This is a genomic window from Loktanella sp. R86503 (assembly GCF_042466455.1).
Lineage (GTDB): Bacteria > Pseudomonadota > Alphaproteobacteria > Rhodobacterales > Rhodobacteraceae > Loktanella.
Window position 1 is genome coordinate 1,135,394 of record NZ_JAXHCI010000002.1, and the last position, 16,066, is coordinate 1,151,459.

The window sequence follows — 16,066 nt, forward strand, 5'->3', positions numbered from 1 at the left end:
AGGAGTCAGAGCCCGGTTGTCGACGATACGGAGTCGACAGCGTTCAGCGATCCTGTGGCGGCTGCGATAGCCTTGTTGAACTGCGCATAGGGCGCTTCGGTCACATAGACGGTATCGCCATCGCGGATGGCAAAATCGCGGGCCATGAACATGCCGTTGGGCCGGGTCAGGTCCAGCACATAAACCACGCGCTGTGTGCCGGTCAGATCCTGACCAACCAGCTGCTCTGTGATCTCTTCCGGTTCGTTGCGGAACACAAAGACGCCCGTGGGATCGGCCTGCGTTGACGACAGACCGCCGACCTGCGCCAGCGCCTCGATCGCCGAGATTTTCTGGCTTTCGAATGTCACACGGTCTTGCGAGCCGGTGGCACCGAGCACGGTAAAGGTGCGGCTGTCGGATTTGACGATAATCGCATCGCCGTCGCGCAGGGCGACATCGTTGCGAGGATTGTCGAACAGATCGTTATAGAACACTTCGGCCTTTTGGTCGCCGCGCGCCACGGTGACGCGGGCGATATCAGGTTCGATGGCAACGCCGCCAGCGGCCGCCAGCATCGGGATCAGCGACCGGGTAGGGCGTTCGATCGGATAGACGCCCTGACCGTTGACCGCGCCTGATACGGACACGGTTGCACCGTCACCGGCCAGACGGCGCACCTGCACCTGCGGATCGGGGGTCTGGTCGGCCAGCTTGTTTGTGATGATACGGCGAATCGCCTCTGGCGTATTGCCAGCGGCCAGGATGCGGCCGGCGTAGGGGACAAAGATATAGCCCTGACCGTCGACCTGCACTTCTTCCAGCACGCTGGCGTTCTGGCCCTGCGGGACCAGTAGGCCGTCATCGACGTTTTCAAAGATCGTCAGCCCCAGCGTGTCGCCAGCGCGAATCGTATCAGAGCCCAGTTCCCCCGCATTCAGGAACCCGGCGGTGAAGCCCAGCGCGGGGGCCACGGCGGCGATCGCATTGACGCGGTCGTCCACGGTCAGGATGAAGGCGTCGCCTTCACGCAGGACAGAGCCTGCAAAAATCTCGGATTTGTTCGGTCCCACGCGGGGTAGGGCGCAAGCGGCCAGAATACCCAGCGTGACAACGAGGGCGGCGCCCCGCGAAAGGCGCAATGTCAGGAATAGCACTGCTCGGTCTCCTCGACCTGTTATTGTTCTGCCTCGGTCGTCTTTTCTTTTAACCTACGGGAAAGATGCAGGGAAAGATAGTTTGGCAGACCGCAGGGCGGGACCGGACTTGCGCCAGTGTTGCTTTCGTGTCGCGAAACAAGGTCTGTCACGCAAGGTGTTGTGTCTATCAGCCGACAATCCGCAAGGGCTGGCGGGGCGGCGTTTTGCCCAAGGCAAGGTTGTCGTAGGGATCGGCGTCCGCCAGCATCATATCGACCACTTGCCGCATCAATTGCCGCCGCCCGCGGGTGGAATAAAAGCCGCCGGGAACCTGAGACGTTTCCAGCAAAAACCGCCGATAATCCTTGTAAGCGCGGCTATCTGGGCGGTCAGAGGCGGTGAAAAAGTCGGGCAGGGCCTGATCGGATACAAATTCCGGTTTGTTATAGACGGCATTGCCAAACACCTTCAGCGGGATGCCGCGCCACAGCACCTGATGCGCGGCGGTGGAATTGACGGTCACGGCGGTGCGGGCATGATCCAGCATCCGCGCCAGCTTGCCCCCGCGCACATAATGCACCCGGTCACTGACGCCGGACTGCGCGGCAAGGCGCTTGATGATCCGCTTTGTCGGGCTGCGGTCGTTGTCCAGCGGGTGCGCCTTGAACACCAGATGATGATGCCGCGGCGCGCCTTTGGCGAAACCATCCATAACGACAGTCAAAAACTCTTCCATCCGGGTGAAGGGAGAGTGTTTTTGAAAGCTGGCGTCATGTTCCAGTTGCAGCAGCACCAGATGATAGGGAAAGCCGCCATAGCGAATGCGCAGCGTCGCAATGCGCCGGTCCAGCGCGATATAGGGCATCAGAAGCAGGCGTTTGGTGTATAGCCAAGTTTCCACGGCGACAGGCAGTTCCCGGTGGCGGGTAAAGTTGCGATAGTCCCGGTTCCGGAACATCACAAACCAATGATACAGTGCGCCGTAAAACACGTGGTGGCGCATATCGCCCCAGTGTGCGGGCGGCGTCGGCATTTCCAGATCGGACATCGCCAGCGCCTTGCGCATGTCTTCGATGCTCATGTCCATCAGGCGCGAATGGCCGTTGGTGCCGCCACGTTCATAGGTCACCCAATAGGGGCGCATATAACCTTCTTCAAAGACGTGGATGCGCAGGCCAAGTTCATTGGCGATATCAACGGCCTTGGCATGGATCGGACGGGTGTCGCCGTAAAGCACGATATCAGTGATATTATGCTGCGCCACGATGGCGCGAAAGGTATCCGGCCACTGATCGTGCGGGTCGCGGAACGGGATATACCCCTGGCCTCCGAACCAGAACGCCCGGTCACCGGCATTGAAACCGACACGCCAGACCTGCGCATCGGCTGCCCGCAGCATCTGGGCCAGACGGTGCAGGAACGGGCCATGGGGGCCTTGAAGAAACAGGAACTGGCGGTTGGCGGGATCGGTCACGGAAACAATCTGATAAGGCAATGAAAGGTTGTTAACCCTTTCCGGGGGCAAAAATAAGGCGCGTTGGCGTTAACACGGAACGCAGCGCTTGTCTGGCTTAGCATGAGGGGCTACCTCGAAACAAACCGTGAAGGAGCATGTGATGTTTACCGGAATTGTCACCGATATGGGCCGTATCCTTGAGCTGGAGCAGCGCGGCGATCTGCGCGCGCGCATCGGCACCGGATATGATGTGGATAGCATCGACATTGGCGCATCCATCGCTTGCGAAGGCGTGTGCCTGACCGTCGTCGCGCTGGGCCGCACGCCGCAAAACTGGTTCGATGTGGAAATCAGCGCCGAAACCGTGGGGGCCACGAATGTAGGGGCCTGGACCGTGGGGCAGGCGCTGAATCTGGAACGCGCGCTAAAGGTCGGGGACGAGCTGGGCGGGCATATCGTGTCCGGCCACGTTGACGGCGTGGCCGAGGTTGTGGGCGTGCAGGACGAAGGTGACAGCACAAGGTTCACCTTTCGCGCGCCACAGGCATTTGCCAGGTTCATCGCGCCCAAGGGGTCCATCGCGCTGAACGGCACGTCGCTGACCGTCAATGCCGTCGATGGCCGCGATTTTGGCGTGAACATCATCCCGCACACCAAGGCGGTGACGACATGGGGCGCAACAAAGGTCGGCGATGCCATCAACCTGGAGGTGGATACGATGGCCCGCTACGTCGCCCGCCTGCGCGAATACGACTGATGACGCAGGGTCCTTGTGCAAGGGCTGCGGCCTGATAGCGCTGCCACGATCTTTCCAAACCGCCCCGGCTGGGCTATTGGCCGAGGCAACACGCCAAAGGAACCCCCGATGACCCAACCCTTCGAGACGCCAGGCCCGGTTGAACGCGACTGGTCTGACGCGATCAGCAAGATTGAAGACATCATCGAGGACGCGCGCAACGGCCGTATGTTCATCCTTGTCGACCACGAGGACCGCGAGAACGAAGGCGATCTGGTGATCCCCGCGCAGATGGCAACGCCCGACGCGATCAACTTCATGGCGACCCACGGGCGCGGGCTGATCTGCCTGTCGATGCCCGGCGCGCGCATTGATGCGCTGGGATTGCAGCTGATGTCGACGAATAATTCGTCGCGCCACGAAACGGCCTTTACCATTTCCATCGAAGCCCGCGAAGGCGTTACCACCGGCATCAGCGCCCACGACCGCGCGCGCACCGTGTCCGTGGCCATCGACGCCAGCAAAGGGGCCGCCGATATCGCGACCCCGGGCCACGTCTTTCCCTTGCGGGCAAAAGAAGGCGGCGTGCTGGTGCGAGCAGGGCATACGGAAGCTGCCGTCGATATCAGCCGCCTTGCTGGTCTGAACCCGTCCGGCGTGATCTGCGAGATCATGAAAGATGATGGGGAGATGGCGCGCCTGCCGGACCTGATTGCCTTTGCCCAGATGCACGGGCTGAAGATTGGCACCATCAGCGATCTGATCGCCTATCGCCGCCGCCACGACAATCTGGTGCGCGAGCAGTCCAGCCAGACCATCACCAGCGAATTCGGCGGTGACTGGGACATGCGGATCTATACCGATGAAACGCAGGGTGCAGAGCATATTGCGCTGGTCAAGGGCGACGTGACCACCGACGACCCAGTGCTGGTGCGCATGCACGCGCTGGACCCGATGCTGGATATCATCGGCACCGGCCCACGCGGCCGCAGCGCCGAGTTTCATGACGCAATGGAACTGATCGCCGCCGAAGGGCGCGGCGTGCTGGTGCTGCTGCGCGATCTGCACATGAAAATGGTGCCCGATGACGATGTGTCGCCCCAGACGCTGCGGCAGTATGGCCTTGGCGCGCAGATACTGTCGTCACTGGGCCTGCACAAGATTGAACTGCTGACCAATTCGCCCCGGCCCAAGGTCGTCGGGCTCGACGCATACGGGCTGGAAATCACCGGCACCCGCAAAATCTCGGAGATCGGATAATGGCCGGACCCTCGCACTATTCCATGCCGCTGCCGACGTTTGATGCGCCGGTGAAATTGCTGGCCGTTGCCTCGCCTTATTACAAGGACATCTATGATCAGCAGATCGCAGGGGCCCGCGCGATATGCGATCAGGCTGGCGTGACGCTTGAAGTTACAGACGTGCCTGGCGCGTTGGAAATTCCCACCGCCATCGGCATCGCGGAACGGCTTAGCAACTTTGACGGCTATGTCGCGCTGGGCTGCATCATTCGCGGCGAGACGACGCATTACGACACCGTCTGTAACGATTCCAGCCGCGGCCTGACCCTGCTGGGTCTGCAGGGCCTGTGCATCGGCAACGGCATCCTGACTGTTGAAAACTACGAGCAGGCCGCCGTGCGGGCGCAGGCGGATGGACAGAACAAAGGCGGCGGTGCTGCGGCAGCGGCGCTGCATCTGATTGCGCTGGAACGGCGCTGGGGCAACGCAGGCAAAAGCGTGGGTTTCACCGCCGGCGCTTTGGCCAAAGGCGGAGAGACGGTATGACGATTTCGAACAACCAGTTGCGCAAGATGCGCTCTGCCGCCCGTTTCTTTGCGGTGCAGGCGCTGTTTCAGATGGAAGCGATCGACCAGACCGTTGACGGTGTGATCAAGGAATTCGAAGACCACCGCTTTGGCGAGGTATTTGATGATGTCGAAATGCTGGAAGGTGATGTCGATACATTTCGCGCGCTGCTCGAACGGGCCGTGGACGAGCAGGCCCGCATCGACCAACTGACCGACCGCGCTCTGGTTGCCAAATGGCCGCTGGGCCGGATCGATCCGACCCTGCGCGCCCTGTTCCGTGCAGCCGGCGCAGAGCTGATTGCCAAGCAGACGCCGCCCAAGGTCGTCATCACTGAATTCGTCGACGTGGCCGGCGCGTTCTTTCCGGACGGCAAGGAGCCGCGGTTCGTGAATGCAGTGCTGGATCATATGGCGCACGAGTTGCGGCCAGAAGGATTTTAGGCGCGGATTGACGCGGCGGGTGCAGCGTGCCCGCCCGCCCACCCTTTTTCGGGGCTTTGCCCCGGACCCCAGGATATTTTTGACCAGAAGAAGCGGGGGGAGGCACCGCCGCCGCGTTTGTGCATGCTGGCGGGAAAGGTGGCGGGAACCGCAGCGACCGTGCAGGGACTTATTCCCGAGGACCTGTATATACAGGTGGGCACCAGATAACCGGACCAGGGTCCGGACAGAGCCAGCGCCCTCGGATTTGCTTAAGGCCACTGGAATGTAGCCCCCATACGCACAGGAAGAGCAGAAGCCCGCCTGCGCATGAGGTAAGCCCGCGTGCGGGGTTCGGCAAGAGGGGAGCGTGCAAATATCTGGCGCGGGCTTGACGCATGTTTCCGTTTTGTTCATATTTGCCCCATGCCTGATGATATGAACCTGCCTGTCCTGATGCCCGGTCAATTGCTTGCGCGGGGTGTGTCGCGCCATTTGCGCGGGCATGATTTTGTTTGCGTCGAGGAATTGGTGCCGACCTCTGGCTTGCGGGTCGACGTGATGGCACTGGGGCCGAAGGGAGAGATCTGGATCGTCGAGTGCAAGTCGTCGCGGGCGGATTTTCAGTCGGATGCAAAGTGGCAGGGGTATCTACCGTGGTGTGACCGGTTTTTCTGGGCCGTCGGGCCGGAATTTCCAACCGAACTGCTGCCCGAAGAGACCGGCTTGATGATCGCCGACGGGTATGATGCGGAAATTCTGGCGATGGGGCCGGAAACAAGGCTTGCGCCAGCGCGGCGCAAGGTCATGATCCAGAAATTCGCGCGGCATGCCGCAGTGCGGGCACAAACAGCGCGTGATCCGGGATTTGCGCTGCCATTCGGGGGGTGAGTAATGCTGACAGCAGGTTTAAAGGCCGAGGCGCGGATGACCGTGACCGCCGATATGCTGGTGCCGGGCGTCACCGGCGTTTTCGGTGATTTTTCCGCCATGCCGCCTGTGCTGGCGACGATGTATCTTGTGGGATTTTTGGAAGAGACCGCGATCAAATGCGTCTTGCCGCATCAGGAGGCGGGGCAGCATTCGCTGGGCACCGACATCAATGTCACCCATATCGCACCGACCCCCGAAGGGATGGAGATCCGCGCTGAGGCGGAACTGGTTGCCGTCGAGGGGCGCAGCCTGCGATTCCATGTCCGCGCCTGGGATGCGGCGGGGTTGATCAGCGAAGGCACGCATCGCCGCGCCACGATTGACGTGGCGCGTTTCAATGCAAAAGTCGCCGCAAAATCTGCTGCGACCTGACGCCGTCAGCGTGGTTTGACAGCGCGGGCCGCGGCTGCTGCAGCGCGGATTTCCTCTGCGATTTCCTCGGCTTCTTCGGGGTCGAAGTCCATCGGGATTTCCATCGCGCCAGAGGTAATGAACAAGCGGACCATGCCAAGTTCGGTCGGGCCGATTTGCATGTTTGCTTCCAGATCGCGTTCGTCGTTGATACCCATTGGGGCCTCCTGTTTTTTTGGCTTTTACGCGGGGCTTTAGGGTCTTGCAATCATGGATAGGGTTCGCTAAATCCGCCGCAGTGCCGCGTTAGCTCAGTTGGTTAGAGCGCTTGATTGTGGATCAAGAGGTCCCTGGTTCGAGACCAGGACGTGGTACCATTCCCCCATCGCATGATATCAGGCCGCTTCGGCGCGGCATGTGTAGCCTGCGTTTGCTTCAGGCAGTTGCGCTGTCATGGCGGGCGCGCGCGTCCTATGCTGCGGGCTGCGGTACAGGATCGTTGGCCATTTCGCGGGCATGGACGCCAAGCAACAGCAAGGCAGGCCAAAGCAGATAGGCTTCGATTTCGACGTTTTCGCCGAACGTCAGCAGGATGATCGTCATCATCAGACCCATCGGCAGACGGCCGCGCGAACCAAGGGCGGCGTCGCGCAGGGTCAGCAGGGTCTGCCAGACCAGTGGCACAAGCAAGGCACCAAAACCCACCAGCCCTTTGACGAATAGCAGGCCATACCAAGTGTGATGGCTGCCGATGGGCATGTATTCGACGGCGTGGGATCCGGGGTGGACGGTGCCATGGCCGAACCAGACCGCCTCTGACCGCCAGCGTTCGGCGGCGATGCGCTGCAGGGTTTCGCGTACGCGGGTGCTGTCGGCCCGGGCACCCTTGAAGGCGGACACGGCATCCTTGGCTGCCGCAGCCAGCGCTGCGCCGGTAATGGCTAGCGAAGCGGTCAGGCCCGACAGTATGCGCCACGCCCAGCCCTGCAGGACCAGCGGCATCATGCGCGGTGCGACGGTGCAGGCGGCAAGCCCCACAAGGCCCATGCGGGATTTGGACGCGAAGATCATCAATAGCCCTGCCGCAATCCCGATCCGGCGCCAGCGGCGGTTGCCTTCCTCTAGCGCGAAAAGAACCTGAACCACGCCCAACAAGGCGGCAAAAGGCGACCATGGGGCGTAAAACTGCCAGCGCGGTGTCCAGCTGCCGGGGTCCCATGTGAACAGATAGACCGAAAAATACTCTGGCCCCGGACCACCGATCGCCTTGAGCGGCGAGGTGAATATCCGTTCTGGCAGGCCGATATGGGGCGCGGCCAGCATGAGGGGGGCAAGGATCAAAGTGGTCAGGCCGATAACGCATTGTCCCCGCACCAACACGCTGCGGCGGATGGGCAGGATTGCACCGATCAGCGGGAAAAGCGCCAGCAGAGCCCAGCCCTTGGCCCAGCCGATGGATGATTTGATGGTCTGCTTCAGCCCCAGTGACCAATTCAGATGGCCAGCCCAGAGAGCGACCAGCATGATGGCCATACCGATGATCCACAGCCAGACCACGACAGGCACCGGACCTGTCGCGCGCATGTCGTCCCGCACCGCAGTGCCAAGATACAGGATCAGCACAGCCAATCCGCCCAGCGACCAGGCCAGCACCGGCCCGACGACGTAAAGCGCGCCGATGGCATAGAACGGCCAGGTCCAGACCAGCGTGCGATAGATCAGCCGTTCGACCGGGTTCAGATCGGTCATGACTTGGGGGCCGGCTTTGTCAGCAAGCGGCTGATGACGGCAAGGCGCACCCAGCCCATGACCAGCGCCATCAGCATCATGAAGGTCGCAGCGATTCCGGCTGCAATCGCCAACTTGCGGTTGGGCGATGACGGCCGATCCGCTAGCGACGGATTTTCCAATACCTGCACCAGCGGATAAGAGGCATAGACATCGGATTTGCTGGACTGGGCGCGGGCGATGGCAGAGGCAAAGACAGCCTCGGCTACGGTAAAGTCGCGTTCCAGATCCTGCAGCTGGGCCGCAGCGGCGGCTTTTTGGTTCAGGTCGATCTGTCCTTCGGCGTGTTGCGCACGCAGCGTCGCCAGTTCCTGCGCCAGTCCCGCGCGGTCCACATCCTTGCGCACCAGTTCTGATAGCAGGTCAGCGCGAACGCCCTGGGGCGCAAGATCAAGGGTCGCCAGCGTCGCCGTATCCAGCCCCGTTGTCGCAGTGGCCAGCTGCAGGGCAGCCGTCTGTGCCGTATCGCGTGCATCGCGCGCGGTCACGACCAGCGGATGCGCCGCGCCGTATTGCGCCGACGCCTCGGCCAGTTCGGCGCCAAAGCGGGCGACCTCTTCGATCAGGGCCAGATAGGCCCCGTCAGCATAAAGTTTCAGCGTCTTGGCGGCTGTGGCCGGATCAAGGCCCAGCTGCTGCGACAGTGCGGCAACGGCGGCATCAGCTTCGGCAAGGGCGGCTGTGCGGCTGCGAATATCGGTTTCCAGCGTCAGGTTGCGATCCAGCAGCACGTCGTATTGCTGCACCGACAGCAGGCCCGTATCGTCCTGCAGGGACGAAATGACCGCGCGGGTGCCGGCCACGGAATCGCGGTAATCGGCGATCGCCTGAAGGCTGCTGTCCTGCCGTGTCGTCACCTCGTCCGTGCGCAGGGCATCGAGTTCGCGAAAAAAAGCTGTCAGAATTGCATTGCCGCGGGCCTGTGCATCCTCTGGGCTGCTGCCGGTCATTTGAAAGTGGATCAGGCTGGTTTGATCGACCAGCTCCACACGCGGCTGGCCAAGATCGGTTTGCGCGATATCCAGCGCGGTGGCCGCTGCGGCCAGAATACGGTCCGCATTCAGCAAACGCTTGTAGGTTTCGGTCGGGCTGACCGCATTGCTGGAAAACGCCGAATTCGCCGAGGAAGACGCCTGGCCAATCCCGTTCAGGTTCAAGGAGGCAGAGGCACCGGACCCCGGCAGGATCAACGAAGTTGAAGAAGTGTATTTCAGCGGCGCCGTGCGCAGATAGCCCACAATCGGGGCCCAGATCAGCGCGCCGCCCAGCAGGGCAAATGCGGTATAGCGCGGCAACCGACCCAGATCGCCAAGCTTGCCACCGATCAGGGCGCGGCGGATCTTGCCTTTGTGACGTGCAGGCCCGGTGGCGATCAGGGTTGTGTCGGCTGGCGCATAGGACATGGATTAACTCTCCTTCAACCAAAGTCCTAACAATTTGAATCGCATCTGGCACTTACGCGGAGGGGCATGTGCCGGTCGCATCGGGGTCGCGACCTATCCAGATGGATAGGTCAGTAAAGTCCGGCTTCGCGGGCCATCATCGCGGCCTGCGTGCGATTGGCGGCACCGACTTTGCGATATAGCGTCTTGACGTGCAGCTTGACCGTCGATTCCTGAATATCCAGATCGCGGCCGATTTGCTTGTTGGATTTCCCTTCGGTCAGGCCGCGCAGCACCGCCAGTTCGCGCGGCGTCAGTTTTTCCGCCAAAGGGTTTGCAACAAAGTCTTCGGCGGCTGTCATGAAATCAAGCGGGGCGTATTTTTCACCCATCGCCATGAACCGCACAGCGTTGACCATCGACTTGGCGGGCAGGGATTTAGGCACAAATCCGGCGGCGCCAGCGGTTAAGGCGTCTTCGGCAATTTGTCTGTTCGCCTCGCCTGAAATTAGGGCGACACGCTGGCCGCCGCCCATCGCCAGTGCAGCCCTCAGGCCCGCCAGACCGTTCATGCCGGGCATGTTGTAATCAAGCAGGACAAGGTCATAGGGCGCGTCTGCCGTAATCCTGGCGCAGGCCGCGTCGAAATCGCCGACTGATGCCGTCTCGATCCCGCCCTGACCTTGCAAGAACAATTCAAGCGTGTCGCGCAGCAGGTCGTGGTCGTCGGCGATTAATACTCTCATAGCGTGTCTTACCCTCTTTAAAGTCCCTTAGGCCGAGACTGCGGCAAAACTTGGGCTGAACTTTTGGAAAATTTGGCGAGCATTTTAGCCAATTCGTATAGGTTTGTTCCCCGCTTGCAGAGCATCGCATCGCCGAAGTGCTGGCCCCCTGCGCGACTGTCCCCGGCAGCTATCCTGTCGCTTCGTTGCGCCAAACCCCTGTTTTCATTGATCTGAATGCAATGAATTTGAAAGCGGGATGCCCCAGATGAAACACGCTACCTTTGATTTCGATGCTACTGCCGCCGCCTTTGCCGGTGCCCAAGCCTATCTTCCGGCGCTTGATCTGTCGCTGATCGACAGCACCCAGCAAGATGCGGTTCATGCGCTTTTGTCGCCGGGCAAACGCAACGCTTTCTTTATGAACGCCCATTGCTGCAACATGATGCACCGCGACCGGGCGTACCGGACCGCCGTGCAGGCCGCTGACGTGCTGTTGCCCGACGGGATCGGTGTGGCGCTTGCGGCGCGTATGACGGGCCAGCGTCTGGCTGGAAACCTGAACGGGACCGACCTGATCCCCGCGCTGCTGGCGCAGGCTGCGAAGATGGGTAAATCGGTCTATCTGTTCGGCGGCACGCCCGGCACGGCAGATGCCGCTGCGGCCAATCTGACAAAGCGGATCCCGTATCTGCGTATCGCCGGCACCCGCGACGGCTTTGCGGGCGCGCAGGATACACAGGCGGTCATTGCCGACATCAATGCCAGCGGCGCGGACATCGTTCTGGTCGCACTGGGTGTACCGATGCAAGAGATCTGGATTCACCGCCATGGCTACAAGCTGGACGCCCAATTGGTGACGGGTGTTGGCGCGGCCTTGGACTTTCTGGCAGGCAACGTCAGCCGCGCACCGCTTTGGGTGCGGCGCGCCCGGTCCGAATGGGTCTGGCGCCTGGCGCAGGAACCGCGCCGCCTTGCGCGCCGCTATCTGGCCGGCAACCCGGCCTTTCTGGCCCGCGCAGGCGTCGCTGCGCTGCGCAAGGGGGCGGGGGCCGGCATCATGCGCCGTGCGCTGGATATCACCGTTGCGGGCTTTGCCTGCGTGGCGCTTGCCCCCGTTCTGGCGCTGACCGCGCTGGCGATCAAGGCCGACTCGCGCGGGCCGGTGCTGTTCAAGCAGACCCGCATCGGTCTGAACGGCAAACCCTTTACGCTGTATAAATTCCGATCGATGACACAGGATGCTGAAAGCTGCCGCGCGGCGCTTCTGGCAAGCTCTGACCGGGACGGCATCTGCTTTAAATCGAAATCCGACCCGCGCATCACCAAGGTGGGCAAGGTCATCCGCCGCTTGTCGATCGACGAACTGCCGCAGATCCTGAACGTGCTGCGCGGCGATATGGCGATTGTTGGCCCGCGCCCCGCGCTGCCGGACGAAGTTGCCGCCTATCCCGCCCGAGCTATGGGGCGTTTGTCGGTCAAGCAAGGCATCACCGGTCTGTGGCAGGTGTCGGGCCGCGCCGATATCGCCTTTGACGAGATGATCGATATGGATCTGGCCTATGCTAGGACGCGGACGATCATGCTGGACCTGACACTGATTGCCCGCACCTTTGGGGCCGTTTTGTCAGGCCGCGGTGCCCACTAGGCCAAGGTTTGAGCAGCGTATCATCAGGCAGCCTTCGGGCTGCCTGATTGCGTTTGGACCGGCGGAAAAGGGAAAAGCTGCCTTACTGCGCCAGCAGGGCCGCAGCCCCCAGCACACCAAAGACCCTGCCGATTTCCGCGATATTGGTGACGGTGCTGTCATAACACGCCAGCGCATCGCCTGGCAGCAGATAGGGGTCGTAATCGTCGCGGTCCGCACGGCGCAGCAGGTCTTCGATGTCCCGCTCGATCACGGCAGAAACCTTCGTGACCGGATTGCGGGTAAACAGCACGGATGATCGGTCGGCGCTAGTACTGCGCGGCCCGCCGACACAGTTCGCATCAATGACGGCCTGCATGTAACGCGTGCCATAAGGCACCTCGCGCACGGTTTGCCCGATGGCAGAGGCGGCATTGTTGGTCGCGGGCTGGGTCAGGTTCGACAGATACAGGCTGACACCGGGGGGGCTGATCGGGCTGGGCCGCATCAGATCTTCTTGGAAACACTGGCGGCTGGGCACACGCACCTCGTCGCCGGTCAGCAGCATAATGTCGACGGCGTTTTGCCCTTCGAACACACCGCGCATATCCAGCCGGTAAACCGCGCCGCCGCGGCGCACCTCGACGGCTGAAATGTCGGCGTCTGGCCGCACTCCGCCGACAGCGCGCAGCGCAGCCGACAAGTTGCGCCCTTCGGTCGAGGCACCAAGCGCGGTCTGGCGCACGACATCCAGCCCGTCCCCCGGCACGCCGCCGATTTCCACGGCATGCGGTTCAAACACCGCGCCGGATACGCCCACCGTGACAGAGGCAAAGTCCGTCACCCGCACCGACAGCTGGGGCGGATCGGCATAAAAGTCTTTCGTTTGCAGGCCGCGCAGAATATCGGCCTCTACCTCTGCGGTTGAACGGCCCTGCGCCTGGATCGGGTCCAGAAACGGCAGTTTCAGCGTGCCATCGCGGGATACGACATAAGGTCCGCTAAAGGTCGGATCATCGCCGACACGCACATCAAGCAGGTCATTGCGGGTCAGGCGTTCGCCCTGCAGGATGGCCGCCGCCATGATGCTACCCTTGCCCAAGGCATTGCCAGCGGCATCGACACCGCCAAGCGGCAGGCATTTTTGCGCATTCAAGGCAGGGGACCGCAGAAACATCGCGTTGTCCCGCGTCACATGCGGGTCGCGGTACTGCGCCTGATAGGCACCGCCAGCCGCAACCGGTTCGATATTGTCGGGCTTGTCATAGGCCGTGCATGCCGGCGTCAACATCAGAACCGACAGGGCGCATGACAAGTAAAGTGAATGGGCCAACGCGCACCTCTGCTATCTGACGTTGCAGGCAGCCTATGCCAATTGCGCGCCCCGGTCCAAGGGGCAGCGGCCCTGCGCCCTATCCGGAAGGGTAGGTTGTTGCCCATTTGCGCGGGTCTGCTGGCCAGAGGTGTGCGCGACACGGGGACTTTGCTGCTTTAAACCTTTGTTTACCGCAACCACCAAAGCGACCGAGGTATCATGCAGTCAACATCACGATCCAAGGCTCTGATCGGCAACCTGATGGCCTATGGCGCATCAGAGGTCGCGTCCAAAGCCTCTCGGCTGATTGTCGTGGTGGCGGTCGCCCGGACACTTGATCTGGGGCAGATCGGTATTGCTGCCACGGCGATGGCCGCTGGCGACATCCTGAAATCGCTGACGGAAAACGGTGTTGGCCAGCGCATCATCGCAGCAAGCGACGAGACGCTGGATTCGGTCTGCGCCACGGCCCACCGCATTTTCTGGGGATGGTGCACCGCATTGTTTGCCATTCAGGCCCTGATCGCTGCCGGTTTCTGGCTGTCGGGCGGCAGCGTGGCATTGTCTGCCCTGATCCTGCTGCTTGGGGCCGAATATCTGTTTATGCCGGCCGGTCTGGTGCAGGTCGCGCTGGCCATGCGGGCAGGCAAGCTGCGCCGGACGGCGTCGATTGCCGGTGCCCAGGTCGTGGGTGCGAACCTGATGTCGGTGCTGCTGGTGCTGGTCTGGCCGTCGGCGCTGGCGCTGATCCTGCCGCGCCTGCTTTCTGCGCCGATCTGGCTGATCGCCGTGCGCCGTCTGCACCCCTGGCACCGCAATACCGCCGCAGGCTTTGCTCCGCTACGCCCTTTTGTGACCTATGGCTGGGCGGTATTGGGGGTGGAACTGGTAAAGGCGTTGCGGCTGCAGGCCGACAAGTTGATTGTCGGTCTTTTGTTGGGGTCAAAGGCGCTGGGCCTGTATTTCATGGCCTTCAATGCGGGGCTAAGCCTATCGAACGCCTTTACCGTTGCCTTTGCCACCGTCCTGTTTCCGCATCTGACCCAGACCGACAACCGCAATGCGGCCCTGCGCGGCAGCATTCTGGTGGGCGTCGGTCTGATTGGTCCGGTTGTCATCCTGCAGGCGCTGGCCGCGCCTTATTATATCCCCGTTCTGCTGGGTGATGGCTGGGCCGAAATCGGTGATATCGTCGCCATCCTGTGCCTTGTCGCGATTCCGACAACGCTTTGGACCGCTGCCGCCGGTTGGCTGCGGGCAGGCAACCGTCCGCAGATCGAACTGGCTGTGACCGTGGCCCTGGCCGCTGGCGTGATCGCCAACACGGTTCTGCTGGCACCGCTTGGCCTGACCGCGGTCGCGACAGGCTATGCCGTGACGACAACCACGATCTTCGTTGCGGCCTCGCTTCCTGCGCTGCGCGCTGCCTTTTCACCCCGCGTTTTGAAGGTCTGATCCCATGATGAAATTCACCGTTGTCATTCCCTGCTACAATGCCGCCGCAACGCTGGCGCAGACGCTGGCCAGCATCACCGCCCAAACCCATCCCGCCTGGCAGGCGATCTGCGTTGACGACGGCTCGGTTGATGCGACCTGCGCGATTGTAGAGGCGCTGGCCGCGCAAGACAGCCGCATCACGCTTGTGCGCAACCCCGGCAAGGGGCCGTCCGATGCCCGCAACCACGGCGCGTCCTTTGCCGCCCCCAGCACGGTCATTGCGTTTTGCGACGCCGATGACATCTGGTCGGCGACCAAGTTGTCAGAACTGACAACCGTTTTTGCCGACAAAAGCATCGATGCGGCCTATGGTCAGGTTGCCTTTTTTACCCGCGATCCCGAAGGCGCGCGCACCTTTTCCACTGTACCACAGGGGCCGCTGACCATCCCGATGCTGCTGGGCGAAAATCCGGTCTGCACCATGTCGAACATCAGCCTGCGGCAGTCCCGCTTTGCCGCCAGCGGCGGGTTTGACCGGAACATCGTTCATAACGAGGATCTGGAATGGCTGATCCGTCTGGTAGGCGAGGGGGCCCGGATCGTGGGCGTCCCGCTTTGCCAGACGTGGTATCGCGCCAGCACGGGCGGTTTGTCCTCTGACCTGCAGGCCATGGCAGGGGGGCGCCAGACCGCGCTGCGGACCGCGGCCCGTTTCGGCCATGCGCCAAACCGCGCGGCAGAGGCTGTGCATCAGCGGTATCTGGCGCGGCGGTCCCTGCGCCTCGGCCAAGGGCGCGCAGAAGCTTTGCGCTATGCGCTGCGCGGCGTGTCATTCAGCCCTGCTGCATTCTTTTCCGCGCCCCGCCGCGGTGCCTTGACCCTTTTGGGGGCTGTCGCCGCGCTGGTGATGCCCCGCACCCTGTCCCGCCGCCTGTTCGCGCGCTAATCTTACCTGAAAAGGAGGCAGC

General features: G+C 62.1%; 16 protein-coding genes and 1 tRNA gene. 10 read left to right on the forward strand and 7 right to left on the reverse strand.

Features of this window, described 5'->3' with window-relative positions; all coding sequences use genetic code 11:
• Positions 1 to 5 precede the first annotated feature (5 nt).
• Complete coding sequence (locus SJY10_RS06515; RefSeq protein WP_386680732.1) at positions 6 to 1,136, reverse strand: polysaccharide biosynthesis/export family protein; 1,131 nt, start codon at positions 1,134 to 1,136, stop codon at positions 6 to 8.
• Between the two features lie 169 nt (positions 1,137 to 1,305).
• Complete coding sequence (locus tag SJY10_RS06520; protein WP_386680735.1) at positions 1,306 to 2,592, reverse strand: capsule biosynthesis protein; 1,287 nt, start codon at positions 2,590 to 2,592, stop codon at positions 1,306 to 1,308.
• 142 nt (positions 2,593 to 2,734) lie between these two features.
• Between SJY10_RS06520 and SJY10_RS06525 the strand changes: the two genes are divergently transcribed.
• From SJY10_RS06525 to SJY10_RS06550, 6 genes are all read left to right on the forward strand, one after another.
• Positions 2,735 to 3,331, forward strand: a complete 597-nt coding sequence (locus tag SJY10_RS06525; protein WP_386680738.1) for a riboflavin synthase — start codon at positions 2,735 to 2,737, stop codon at positions 3,329 to 3,331.
• A gap of 108 nt (positions 3,332 to 3,439) precedes the next feature.
• Positions 3,440 to 4,570 carry a 3,4-dihydroxy-2-butanone-4-phosphate synthase gene (gene ribB, locus SJY10_RS06530; RefSeq protein WP_386680740.1) on the forward strand — a complete coding sequence of 377 codons (1,131 nt, stop codon included), beginning with the start codon at positions 3,440 to 3,442 and terminating at the stop codon, positions 4,568 to 4,570.
• Positions 4,570 to 5,097 carry a 6,7-dimethyl-8-ribityllumazine synthase gene (locus SJY10_RS06535; RefSeq protein WP_386680743.1) on the forward strand — a complete coding sequence of 176 codons (528 nt, stop codon included), beginning with the start codon at positions 4,570 to 4,572 and terminating at the stop codon, positions 5,095 to 5,097. Before ribB ends, SJY10_RS06535 begins: the two co-directional genes overlap by 1 nt.
• Entirely contained in the window at positions 5,094 to 5,561 is a 468-nt protein-coding gene (gene nusB, locus SJY10_RS06540; protein ID WP_386680746.1) for a transcription antitermination factor NusB, read from the forward strand. The genes SJY10_RS06535 and nusB overlap by 4 nt, the downstream gene beginning before the upstream one ends.
• 405 nt (positions 5,562 to 5,966) lie before the next feature.
• Positions 5,967 to 6,431 (forward strand): MmcB family DNA repair protein, encoded by a 465-nt coding sequence (locus tag SJY10_RS06545; protein ID WP_386680748.1) that lies wholly within the window; start codon positions 5,967 to 5,969, stop codon positions 6,429 to 6,431.
• A gap of 3 nt (positions 6,432 to 6,434) precedes the next feature.
• Entirely contained in the window at positions 6,435 to 6,845 is a 411-nt protein-coding gene (locus SJY10_RS06550; protein ID WP_386680751.1) for a thioesterase family protein, read from the forward strand.
• Between the two features lie 5 nt (positions 6,846 to 6,850).
• Here SJY10_RS06550 and SJY10_RS06555 read toward each other — a convergent pair whose 3' ends face one another.
• On the reverse strand, positions 6,851 to 7,042 hold the full coding sequence (locus tag SJY10_RS06555) for a DUF6324 family protein (protein WP_386680752.1): 192 nt from the start codon (positions 7,040 to 7,042) through the stop codon (positions 6,851 to 6,853).
• Positions 7,043 to 7,124: 82 nt separating this feature from the next.
• Here SJY10_RS06555 and SJY10_RS06560 point away from each other — a divergent pair.
• Positions 7,125 to 7,201 (forward strand) — tRNA-His (locus SJY10_RS06560).
• 94 nt (positions 7,202 to 7,295) lie between these two features.
• On the opposite strand, the gene SJY10_RS06565 is transcribed toward SJY10_RS06560, so the two are convergent.
• The 3 genes from SJY10_RS06565 to SJY10_RS06575 all read right to left on the reverse strand — a co-directional run bounded on the left by SJY10_RS06565 (position 7,296) and on the right by SJY10_RS06575 (position 10,740).
• Complete coding sequence (locus SJY10_RS06565; RefSeq protein WP_386680754.1) at positions 7,296 to 8,573, reverse strand: O-antigen ligase domain-containing protein; 1,278 nt, start codon at positions 8,571 to 8,573, stop codon at positions 7,296 to 7,298.
• Complete coding sequence (locus tag SJY10_RS06570; RefSeq protein ID WP_386680757.1) at positions 8,570 to 10,015, reverse strand: hypothetical protein; 1,446 nt, start codon at positions 10,013 to 10,015, stop codon at positions 8,570 to 8,572. The genes SJY10_RS06565 and SJY10_RS06570 overlap by 4 nt, the downstream gene beginning before the upstream one ends.
• A 110-nt stretch (positions 10,016 to 10,125) precedes the next feature.
• Positions 10,126 to 10,740, reverse strand: coding sequence for a LuxR C-terminal-related transcriptional regulator (locus SJY10_RS06575; RefSeq protein ID WP_386680759.1), 615 nt, complete (start codon positions 10,738 to 10,740; stop codon positions 10,126 to 10,128).
• 247 nt (positions 10,741 to 10,987) lie between these two features.
• On the opposite strand from SJY10_RS06575, the gene SJY10_RS06580 reads away from it, so the two are divergent.
• Positions 10,988 to 12,367 carry a WecB/TagA/CpsF family glycosyltransferase gene (locus tag SJY10_RS06580; protein WP_386680761.1) on the forward strand — a complete coding sequence of 460 codons (1,380 nt, stop codon included), beginning with the start codon at positions 10,988 to 10,990 and terminating at the stop codon, positions 12,365 to 12,367.
• 82 nt (positions 12,368 to 12,449) lie between these two features.
• Here the strand turns inward: SJY10_RS06580 and SJY10_RS06585 are convergent, their stop codons facing one another.
• Positions 12,450 to 13,637 (reverse strand): polysaccharide biosynthesis/export family protein, encoded by a 1,188-nt coding sequence (locus SJY10_RS06585; RefSeq protein WP_386680763.1) that lies wholly within the window; start codon positions 13,635 to 13,637, stop codon positions 12,450 to 12,452.
• A 243-nt stretch (positions 13,638 to 13,880) separates the two neighbouring features.
• Between SJY10_RS06585 and SJY10_RS06590 the strand changes: the two genes are divergently transcribed.
• Together SJY10_RS06590 and SJY10_RS06595 are read left to right on the forward strand one after the other, a co-directional pair.
• Positions 13,881 to 15,116 (forward strand): oligosaccharide flippase family protein, encoded by a 1,236-nt coding sequence (locus SJY10_RS06590; protein ID WP_386680765.1) that lies wholly within the window; start codon positions 13,881 to 13,883, stop codon positions 15,114 to 15,116.
• A gap of 4 nt (positions 15,117 to 15,120) precedes the next feature.
• Complete coding sequence (locus tag SJY10_RS06595; protein ID WP_386680768.1) at positions 15,121 to 16,044, forward strand: glycosyltransferase family 2 protein; 924 nt, start codon at positions 15,121 to 15,123, stop codon at positions 16,042 to 16,044.
• Positions 16,045 to 16,066: the final 22 nt, after the last annotated feature.

What these genes read in the sequence shown, in the direction of transcription:
- SJY10_RS06550 (WP_386680751.1), top strand. Translation starts at nt 6,435, where the DNA reads ATGCTGACAGCAGGTTTAAAGGCCGAGGCGCGGATGACCGTGACCGCC.
- nusB (WP_386680746.1), top strand. Translation starts at nt 5,094, where the DNA reads ATGACGATTTCGAACAACCAGTTGCGCAAGATGCGCTCTGCCGCCCGT.
- SJY10_RS06555 (WP_386680752.1), bottom strand. Translation starts at nt 7,042, where the DNA reads ATGGGTATCAACGACGAACGCGATCTGGAAGCAAACATGCAAATCGGC.
- SJY10_RS06545 (WP_386680748.1), top strand. Translation starts at nt 5,967, where the DNA reads ATGCCTGATGATATGAACCTGCCTGTCCTGATGCCCGGTCAATTGCTT.
- SJY10_RS06580 (WP_386680761.1), top strand. Translation starts at nt 10,988, where the DNA reads ATGAAACACGCTACCTTTGATTTCGATGCTACTGCCGCCGCCTTTGCC.
- SJY10_RS06595 (WP_386680768.1), top strand. Translation starts at nt 15,121, where the DNA reads ATGATGAAATTCACCGTTGTCATTCCCTGCTACAATGCCGCCGCAACG.
- SJY10_RS06575 (WP_386680759.1), bottom strand. Translation starts at nt 10,740, where the DNA reads ATGAGAGTATTAATCGCCGACGACCACGACCTGCTGCGCGACACGCTT.
- SJY10_RS06525 (WP_386680738.1), top strand. Translation starts at nt 2,735, where the DNA reads ATGTTTACCGGAATTGTCACCGATATGGGCCGTATCCTTGAGCTGGAG.
- SJY10_RS06570 (WP_386680757.1), bottom strand. Translation starts at nt 10,015, where the DNA reads ATGTCCTATGCGCCAGCCGACACAACCCTGATCGCCACCGGGCCTGCA.
- ribB (WP_386680740.1), top strand. Translation starts at nt 3,440, where the DNA reads ATGACCCAACCCTTCGAGACGCCAGGCCCGGTTGAACGCGACTGGTCT.
- SJY10_RS06565 (WP_386680754.1), bottom strand. Translation starts at nt 8,573, where the DNA reads ATGACCGATCTGAACCCGGTCGAACGGCTGATCTATCGCACGCTGGTC.
- SJY10_RS06585 (WP_386680763.1), bottom strand. Translation starts at nt 13,637, where the DNA reads ATGTTGACGCCGGCATGCACGGCCTATGACAAGCCCGACAATATCGAA.
- SJY10_RS06590 (WP_386680765.1), top strand. Translation starts at nt 13,881, where the DNA reads ATGCAGTCAACATCACGATCCAAGGCTCTGATCGGCAACCTGATGGCC.
- SJY10_RS06535 (WP_386680743.1), top strand. Translation starts at nt 4,570, where the DNA reads ATGGCCGGACCCTCGCACTATTCCATGCCGCTGCCGACGTTTGATGCG.